At 38.9% G+C, this 8,825-nt stretch carries 7 protein-coding genes and 1 pseudogene; 3 read left to right on the forward strand and 5 right to left on the reverse strand.

Annotation, left to right across the window (positions count from 1 at the left end; genetic code table 11):
• Nucleotides 1–33 precede the first annotated feature (33 nt).
• Nucleotides 34–642, forward strand: a complete 609-nt coding sequence (locus B2X33_RS06765; protein WP_296668546.1) for a YggT family protein — start codon at nt 34–36, stop codon at nt 640–642.
• A 40-nt stretch (nt 643–682) separates the two neighbouring features.
• Nucleotides 683–2,896 (forward strand): ATP-dependent DNA helicase RecG, encoded by a 2,214-nt coding sequence (gene recG / locus B2X33_RS06770; protein ID WP_296668548.1) that lies wholly within the window; start codon nt 683–685, stop codon nt 2,894–2,896.
• Between the two features lie 35 nt (nt 2,897–2,931).
• On the opposite strand, the gene B2X33_RS06775 is transcribed toward recG, so the two are convergent.
• Nucleotides 2,932–3,771, reverse strand: a complete 840-nt coding sequence (locus tag B2X33_RS06775; RefSeq protein WP_296668549.1) for a sigma-70 family RNA polymerase sigma factor — start codon at nt 3,769–3,771, stop codon at nt 2,932–2,934.
• A gap of 513 nt (nt 3,772–4,284) precedes the next feature.
• Between B2X33_RS06775 and B2X33_RS06780 the strand changes: the two genes are divergently transcribed.
• On the forward strand, nt 4,285–4,557 hold the full coding sequence (locus B2X33_RS06780; RefSeq protein WP_296024347.1) for a co-chaperone GroES: 273 nt from the start codon (nt 4,285–4,287) through the stop codon (nt 4,555–4,557).
• A gap of 50 nt (nt 4,558–4,607) precedes the next feature.
• On the opposite strand, the gene B2X33_RS06785 is transcribed toward B2X33_RS06780, so the two are convergent.
• The 4 genes and pseudogenes from B2X33_RS06785 to B2X33_RS06800 form a co-directional block, all read right to left on the reverse strand.
• On the reverse strand, nt 4,608–6,467 hold the full coding sequence (locus tag B2X33_RS06785) for a tetratricopeptide repeat protein (protein ID WP_296668551.1): 1,860 nt from the start codon (nt 6,465–6,467) through the stop codon (nt 4,608–4,610).
• A 58-nt stretch (nt 6,468–6,525) separates the two neighbouring features.
• Entirely contained in the window at nt 6,526–6,960 is a 435-nt protein-coding gene (gene nusB, locus B2X33_RS06790; protein ID WP_296024351.1) for a transcription antitermination factor NusB, read from the reverse strand.
• A gap of 18 nt (nt 6,961–6,978) precedes the next feature.
• Nucleotides 6,979–8,058, reverse strand: a complete 1,080-nt coding sequence (locus B2X33_RS06795; protein WP_296024354.1) for an MOSP complex formation periplasmic protein, TDE1658 family — start codon at nt 8,056–8,058, stop codon at nt 6,979–6,981.
• Nucleotides 8,059–8,246: 188 nt separating this feature from the next.
• Nucleotides 8,247–8,825, reverse strand: a pseudogene (locus B2X33_RS06800) (alanine--tRNA ligase); the annotation flags it as partial.

The raw sequence follows: 8,825 nt of genomic DNA on the forward strand, positions 1-8,825 counted from the left end.
AAGTTTTAATCTTGACTTTTTACGGGAGATAAAATGAGAAATATTTTTCAAATTATTGCAATGTCTGTTAATTTTTATTCTTTCATCTGTTTAATCAGAATTTTTTTAACCTGGTTTCCAAAGGCAAATTATTCAACAGCCGGAAGAATTTTATCTTCTGTCTGCGACCCTTATCTCAACATATTCAGAAAGATTCGCTTTTTAAATTTCCGCGGACTTGACTTTAGTCCGGCACTTGCGCTCTGTGCCCTTTATGCCGTTTCTGGTATTCTTTCAAGCCTTTCGCACGGACAGCCAATAACAGTCGGCTATCTTCTGGCAATCGTGCTCAGCCTTGTCTGGTCGCTAGTCTCTTCGGTCACAAAATTTTTAATCGTGCTTTTAATAATTCGCCTTATTGCAATGGGAATCATGCGCCTTATGTCCCGCAAAAACGGTTACCGCGCCTACAGCCCGATTTGGGATCAGCTCGACAGCCTGATTTCGCCATTCGCCTACAAAATATCAGGAATTTTTACAAAAAAATTCATTCCTTTTACAACAGCGCTTATAATTTCAACTGTATTTTCACTGATTACGGTAAAAATCGCAGATTTTTTAATTGCAATAATCTGCAATCTTCTCGTACATCTTCCTTTTTAAAATATTCTAAAAATCTGCGGATCAACAAACGGTAGCAAAAGTGAAAATTTCCGAAATTAAAAATTCTATTTCCGCGCTTTCTGGAGTTGGAAAAAAAACAGCAGAATTTTTCTCGCATCTTAACATTTTTACAGCCGGAGATTTGCTTCAATTCTATCCGCGAACTTATGACGACCGCACAAAAAAAATAGTCTTAAAAGATTCTTTAAAATTCTCAAAAGTCCACACAATTGCAAAAGTAACAGGCCACGAATGGTTTGGCTACGGCAACATGAAAACCCTCAAAATCATAATAACCGATGGAACAGCAAGCGCAGAACTTGTAGCATTTAACCGTCCGTTTTTAGAAAAAACACTTCCGCAAGGAGCAATAATCACCGTAACAGGCAAATTTGAAGCGAAGTTCGGCAAACTTCAGTCATCTTCTTTTGAAGCGCAAAAAATCGCAGACGAAGGAAATTTGCAGGACTACGAAAACATAATGCCTCCAGAAAGCAAAATTTTTCCAGTCTACAGCCTGACAGAAGGATTAAGCCAAAAAATTGTCCGAAAAGCCGTAAATTCCGCAATTTCGCAATTTGCGCTCGGAATCGAAGACGATTTGCCGGAATATCTCATTTCTCAAAACCATCTTTTGCACAAACGCGACGCAATAAAACTCATTCACAATCCGCAAAATCCTGCCGAATACAACGAAGCACGAAAAACGCTCGTATATGAAGAATTTTTCTTTTTTCAATGCGCAATAGCAAGACAGTCAATCGAGCACCGTGGATTTCTTCCTTCGATTGAACTTTTACCGCAAAATTCAGACCAAGCCCAGCCGCAAATTTCAGACGAACAGTTTACAAAATCGCTTTCTCCACGACAAAAACAATATTTAAACCGGCTTTCATTTACCCCCACAAAAGACCAAAAAAATGTAATTTATCAGATGAACTGCGACATCGACAAAAGCTACGAAACTTCTCCCCTAGTTTCAAAAAAACAGAAGCAAAGACAGTTTTCAATGAGGGCGCTTCTTCAAGGCGACGTCGGCAGCGGAAAAACACTCGTTTCTTTTTTTGCAGCCCTCCGGGTAATCGATTATGGAAGTCAGGCAGCACTTATGGCGCCAACAGAAATTCTTTCCAGACAGCATGCAGAAAATGCCGCAAAAGAACTCGAAGCCTTAAACGTTTCTGTTGCATATCTGACCGGAAATGTAAACGCAAAAGGCAGAATTCAGCTTTTAACAGCCTTAAAAGAAGGTAAAATCAACCTAGTAATCGGAACTCACGCGCTTTTTTCAAAAAACGTCCAGTACAAGGATCTCGCCCTGGCAATTATCGACGAGCAGCACAGATTTGGAGTCATGCAACGATCCGCAATTTTAGACAAGGCACGCGCAAGTTCAAACGCAAAACTTACAGAACCTAACCTGCTTATGATGAGCGCAACGCCAATTCCGCAAACACTCGCGCTCACAGCATTCGGAGATTTAGATATTCTTACAATCCGCACAATGCCGGAAGGTCGCAAGCCAATTCAAACCTACCTGACAAAAGAAGGCAACGAGTCAAATGCTTACGAAGCCGTCCGGACAGAATTAAAAAAAGGACATCAGGCATATTTTGTTTATCCGGCAATTGGACTCAACGAAGCGCAAGAAGAAATTTTTTCCGAAAACAACGATTTTTCCGCAACCGAAGGATTATTTGAAGAAAGTGCTCAAAAAAAACAGGCATTAAAAGCCGCAGAAGACGCATTCAATTTTCTCCAAACCCAGGTTTATCCAGAATACAAATGCGCACTAATTCACGGAAAAATGAACGAAGACGAACAGTCTCAAATTCTTGAAGATTTTAAAAATGGCAAAATAAATGTCCTCATCGCAACAACAGTTGTCGAAGTCGGCGTAAACGTTCCAAACGCAAGCTGCATGGTAATCGAACAGGCAGATCGTTTTGGACTTGCAGCCCTCCACCAGCTTAGAGGAAGAGTCGGAAGAGGAAATGAACAATCCTACTGTTTTTTAATCTATTCAAAAAATATAACAGAAACTGGAATAGCCCGAATGAAGGCAATCCGCCAAACAAACAACGGATTTGCAATCGCCGAAGAAGATTTAAAACTAAGAGGTCCCGGCGAAATCACCGGAACCGTACAAAGCGGAGAATTGACATTCGCGCTCGCCGATCTTTTCAAAGACCAGCAAATTATGGCAAAAGCAAGAGTCGACGCATTCAAATACGTCCAAACTCTCGCAAAATAGCAACAAACCTTCAAGCCCGCAAAACGAGCTAAACGTTAAGCAACATAAGCCTCAAGCCGTCTTGCACGAACAGGATGCTGCATACGGCAGATTGCAGTTTTTTCAATCTGGCGGATCCTTTCCTTAGTAAGATTGCATTCTTCGCCAATCTGAGCCAAAGACATAGGTTTTTCACCGTCAAGACCGTAACGAAGACGGATAACCTTTTCTTCTGCCGGTTTAAGAGTTCCAAGAACATTCGCAATGTCTTTCTGAAGATTTTCCGTTATAACCTTTTCATCAACATTCGAATATTTTTCGTCTTTTACAAAGTCGCCGACAGTACCAATATCCCCGTCTTTATTCTCAACCTGAGCATCAAGACTAATCATATCGCGGTTAATTTCAAGCATTTCGTTTACATGCTGTTTTTCCATGCCAAGCATTTTCGCAATCGTTTCAATTTCTTCGCTTTCAGACTTTTTGCCGTGAACAAGTTTTTTAGCCTTTTCAATCTGAACAAGCTCGTTCATGCGGTTCATTGGAATACGAATTGCACGTCCTTTTTCGCAAACCGCCTTCAAAATTGTCTGACGAATCCACCAAACAGCATATGAAATAAAGTGATAACCTTTTGTAACGTCAAATTTTTCAATCGCAGTCAAAAGACCAATATTTCCTTCACTGACTAAATCGCCAAGTTCCAGTCCACGATTCTGGTATTTTTTTGCAACATTTATGACAAACCGAAGATTCGCATTTATAATTTTATCTTTTGCAGCCTTATCGCCATTTTTAGCCTTAATTGCCAGTTCTGTTTCTTCTTCATGATTCAAGAGCGGAATTTTGTTTATTTCTTTCAAATAAATTCCCAGGTTTTCATCGTAATTTGTCATAAAATGTCTCCTCTAAAAATTTCGCGTTAGCGGTGAGCCACGGATGACGAGAATCACAGTTTTAGAAAGCAACGCTTGAGCAAACTGTAATTTTTATCATGCAACATTAAAATCGCCGAAACGATGTTTATTTTTAATTTTTTTACACTTATATATTAGCAAGAAATGTGCCAACTTTTTACTATTTTTTAGGCGCCACATCTTGCTAAAAAACGCAATTTTTCCGATTACTCTTCTCTTTTTTCTTCAAACCAGTGCCTACAGGCTCAGTAACCCTCGGTCCTGCGGACGAACTTGCGTTCCCTTCCGGCCCTGGGGCGTATTTTTCGGGTAAAAAAATCCTCTTTTAAAATTCTTATTGTTTCTTTTTGATACAGTTAAAAGCTTTTAATTTAGCATTGTGTCTTTTTGACGCATTAAAAAAAATCAAATTAAAACGATTTTTGTTGACGATTAAGAGACAAAATTTATATATTTAAAGCAAGGATTAAAAAAAATTTGGAGGTTATATATATGAAACTTAAACCATTAGCGGACAGAGTTCTTCTCAAGGAAGAAAAAGCAGAAACAACAACAAAATCAGGCATTCTTCTTCCAGAATCTGCCCAGGAAAAAACACAGACTGCAAAAGTAGAAGCTGTTGGACCTGGCACAGAAAAAGAAAAAATCACTGTAAAAGTGGGCGACCGTGTAATGTACGACAAATATTCAGGTGTTCAGGTAAAAATGAACGGCGAAGATTATTTAATCGTTAAAAACTCAGACATCATCGCTGTAGTAGAATAACTTGTTATAGACGGTCATTTCGAGAAAAACTCAATGACCGTTTTTTTTTGTCATTTTAATTTTCTGAGCATAAGCCTTGCATCAGCATTCATTGGATTTAAGCTTAAGGCATATTCAAGCGAAAGAATTGCGCTTTCCTTATTCTGCAAATCGTTTTGAACAAGAGCGGTTCTGTAAAGAATTTTGGATTTTAACTTTTTATCTTTAGTTCTGCCAGAAGCAAGTCCGTAGAGATTCAGCGCTCTTTTTAAATCACCGTCAGAAGCATAAATTACAGCAAGATTAACAGCCGAATTTACAGCACAAAGCCTGCTAAAAGAAACAATCTGACCGTCAGCTTCAATCGTTCGAGCGCCTCCTGTTTCAAAAAGCGCATATTCGTACAGACGGCGGGCGGCGGAAATATTATTGTCAAGAAGGGCAAAATATGCGGCAGTTTCAATTTCCCAAATTTCCATTGTGTTTGCATAATCCGCCGCCCTGTCGCCAAAAGCCGCCCTTATTACAAAATCAGGAACTGGCGGAGCAGAATATGTTTTTTCACCGCCAAAAATATCATATTCAACTTTTTCGTCCTGCAAGTCCGTTTTTTTCATTTTATAGCGGGCGTCCAAATAGTTTTCGAACAAAAGCCTGGCATCTTCTTTTTTTTCGAACTTTAAGAATTCGTTTACGGCAAAATGCAAAAGTGCCGGCGGATACATATTTTTTTCAATTTCGTTAATTTCGAGATTTTTCCATATTTCGCTTTCAACTTTTTTTTGCGGTAAATCAGAATTTTCAGTCAGCCATAAAGAAAGTTTTTCTACCAAAAGCTCATCGCTCAAAGTCTGCGCATTTTTTTTCTGCCATTCAAGCATTTTCTCAATTCTAAAAATTGCATCTCTTATCAAAAATTTCGGCCGCTCATCTTTCTGCTTCATCGAATATGTGCGCAAGGAAGTTTTTCTCAATTCCCGTTCAAACAAATCCTGCTTTTCCAATACAGAATCCGCGCGAGCAAATTTTCCATAAGTTATTAAGGCAGGAATATTTTTTGAATCACGCATTATAACTGTCATCAATAAATCGTATGCTCTTGAATATTGGGCAGCATTATAAGCCCAAAGCGCGCTATTTACGTAAACAAGTTCTGGAACATTCGCATTTTTTTCAATTTTTGCCTGCAAAATCAAACGTTCGCGCTCTTTTTCTGCAGAATCGTAATCTCCAAGCATAAAAAAAGCATCGCTTGCAAGATCTGTCAGTTCATAATTTTCAACAGAAAAACCTTTTAACTGCGCATTTTCGTAATTTTCAACGCACAAATCGTAATTTTTTGCGTCAAACTGAACCTTAGCCCAAAACAAATTAAAATCACTCTGAATCGATTTCTGCAAAGCGGCCGCCGCAGAATAGTTTCCATCTTTTAAAAACGGAAGCGCCGCGTTTACAAGCCATTTTTCGTTTCCCGTTGCAGAATAACAGTCGCCGTAAATTCCGGAAAGCTGAGGCAAGAGAAGATTTTTTTCTTTTTGAGATTTTAAAACCGCCTCCGCATAAATCGAACCGTATTCTGAGCCTTCCAAAACGGAACCAATTTTTAGAGCTTCGTCGAAACGCCCTTCTCGCAACAAAAAATGAGAATAGACCGCGGAAATCTCATTGTTGCCGGGGATTTTCTTTAAACTGTCGGAAAGTATCTTTTCTGCAAGTTTTTTTTCTCCAAGCGTCATAAAACGCCGGTAAATTCCAATTCTTGCGTAAGCGCTGTATGCTGATTTTGAAGTTTTTTTTAAAAGTTTTAAAGCATCGTCAGTCTGCCCAAGTTGAATAAAAGAATCAACAGTATCAAGAGCAGACAAAAAAGATGACTGATTTGAATTCTGCGAACACGAAAAAAACAAGAATCCGGTGAGTAAAAAAATCACTGCCAGATTCTTACGGCTGGACAAAAATTTCCAGGTTTTCTTCATATGCAGACCAAAATCATTTTTCTGACGATTGAGAGTTGCAGGATTTTCCAATAGTGTCCAAAACCGCATTTATAAATTTAAACGAATCATCCTGTCCGTATTCTTTTGCAATATCAACCGCTTCGTCAATTACGATAGAAACAGGAACGTCTTTCTGAAAAAGCAAAGAATAAACGCTCATACGCAAAATCGAAAGCGTAACCTTATTAAGACGCGCAAAATCCCAGCCTTTAAGATTTTCTTTTATACGTTCATCAATCTGAGACTGATTTTCAATCGCACCGGCAATCAAAACCCTTGCAAAAGTTGCAGTTTCCATATCAACTGCATTTTTTTCAGAATCTCCATCCGCCCAAGACAATTCAAGAACATCTTCTTTAGGCATTCCGCCTACTTCCCAGGAATAAAGTCCCTGAAAAGCCAAAATTCTTCCTCTTCTTCTTGACACTTTATCTTTCCTGTAAAATTACCAATTAAGCAACTTGTCTAAAGCTGCACCTGTCTTCTTTCTTTCTACATTTTCTGGAGTATCAAGAGCTTTTGTTACGTCTTGAACTGCCGCAATCATTGCCTGGCTCTGTTTCTGTTGTGTAAGATTAGATTTTATATAATCATAGACAGTGATTGTCGTTTCCGGCTGAACTAAATCGCTCAAACCAAGCATTTTTGCACTGTACTTTGCACGAACCGCATAAAATTGAAAGTCGTTTTCTGTTTCTGTAAGCGAAGAAACATATCCTTTTTCTTTTCCAAAAAGTTCGAGAAGTTCATTGTATGTAATGCCAAGCTGCTGAGCATGCTGAGCGGTTTTGCTTATGAATAAATCTCCGCCCTGATAATCTTTTGAATTTGCTGCATTTGCCTTGATTTTTTCAGTAGTAATTTTTTTATCCTTAAAATCTTTCAACATAGCTTCTGCCTTTGTTTTTGCGGCAGCAGGATCATTGTTTTTAGGAAAAAGCACAAGGAAAAGTTTAAGCATATCGTTCTGAACAAAACTTGCCTTATTCAATTCATAAAAAGCACGAATTTCTTCATCGCTCGGAGCAGCTTTTTGAATTTCTTCCTGTTTTTGCTGCAAAACATACTGCTGGGCAATCAGCTGATTCTTCAAATAAGTTTTGTATTCAGCGACTCCCATTCCTACAGTATTTTTCATGTAATCCTCAAAAGATTTTCCTGTCTGTTTTTTTATTATTTCCTCAAATTCTGCTTCTGTAACATTTCTTCCAAACTGCTGGCTTACATTCTGCATAAAATACTGATTAACCTGAGAATCAGTAAGAACCATTCCTGCTTTTGTCGCAGCCTGTACAACCAATTTTTCATCAATCATCGCATTAAGAATTTCTTTTTTCTGATCAACTGTAAAAGAAGAAATTCCATTCTGTTTTCCATAAATTTCAACTCTATTCTTGAGCTGCTTTAAGGTGATTGTCTCTGATTTATTGAGTTTTACAGTAGCAAGAGGCTGTAAATCTGTCTGAGCAAAGGCTCCTGTAGCTGCCATTAAAATCAAAGATACGCAAAGTGCAAAACGTTTCATAAACTTTCCTTAACTTGTCTTTTTTGTTCTGTAAAACGAGAACATGCAGGGTTTTTGAAAAAACTAAAAAGTTCCAAAAACACTTAACGAATATAAACAACTGTCAAAACAGCCAGTTACATTCAAATAAAAAATCACCTCCAAAAAAATTGACGTTTTCAGAGGCTGTTATTTTTTTTTTGCGCAATTTACTGAGGATCGAGCGGAAGCCCGCCAGAAATCACCGCGCGGATTCTTCTTACGCCTGCCGATGAAGACTGCTCTTTTACAATCTTGAAATCGCCAATCTGCGCAGTGTGCTGAACATGAGGACCGCCGCAAACTTCCTTTGAGAACCAGTCGTTTTTAGGGTCGCGCCCGATTGTGTAGACTTTTACCTGCTCGCCGTACTTGTTAGAGAAAAGCGCGCGCGCGCCTTCATTTTTCGCCTGGTCAAGAGTCATAATCTCCATTGTTACAGGCAAGTCTTCCTTGATTTTCTCGTTTACAATGTCCTCGACTTTTTGAATTTCTTCCTTAGTCATCGGGCGGCTGAAAGTAAAGTCAAATCTCATTCGCTCGTTGTTGATGTTCGAGCCTTTCTGCGCAACCTCGTCTCCCAAGACATTGACCAAAGCCTGCTGCAAAAGGTGAGTTGCAGTGTGATACTTTGTCGCGACATCTGACTGCTCAGCCAAGCCGCCTTTCGCTTTTCCCGCATCCAAAGTTTTTGACGCTTCCTGATGCTTTTTTTCAGCAGCCTTGAAGCCTTCAACATCGACTGTAAA

The sequence above is a fragment of the Treponema sp. UBA785 genome (assembly GCF_002297065.1).
GTDB lineage: Bacteria > Spirochaetota > Spirochaetia > Treponematales > Treponemataceae > Treponema_D.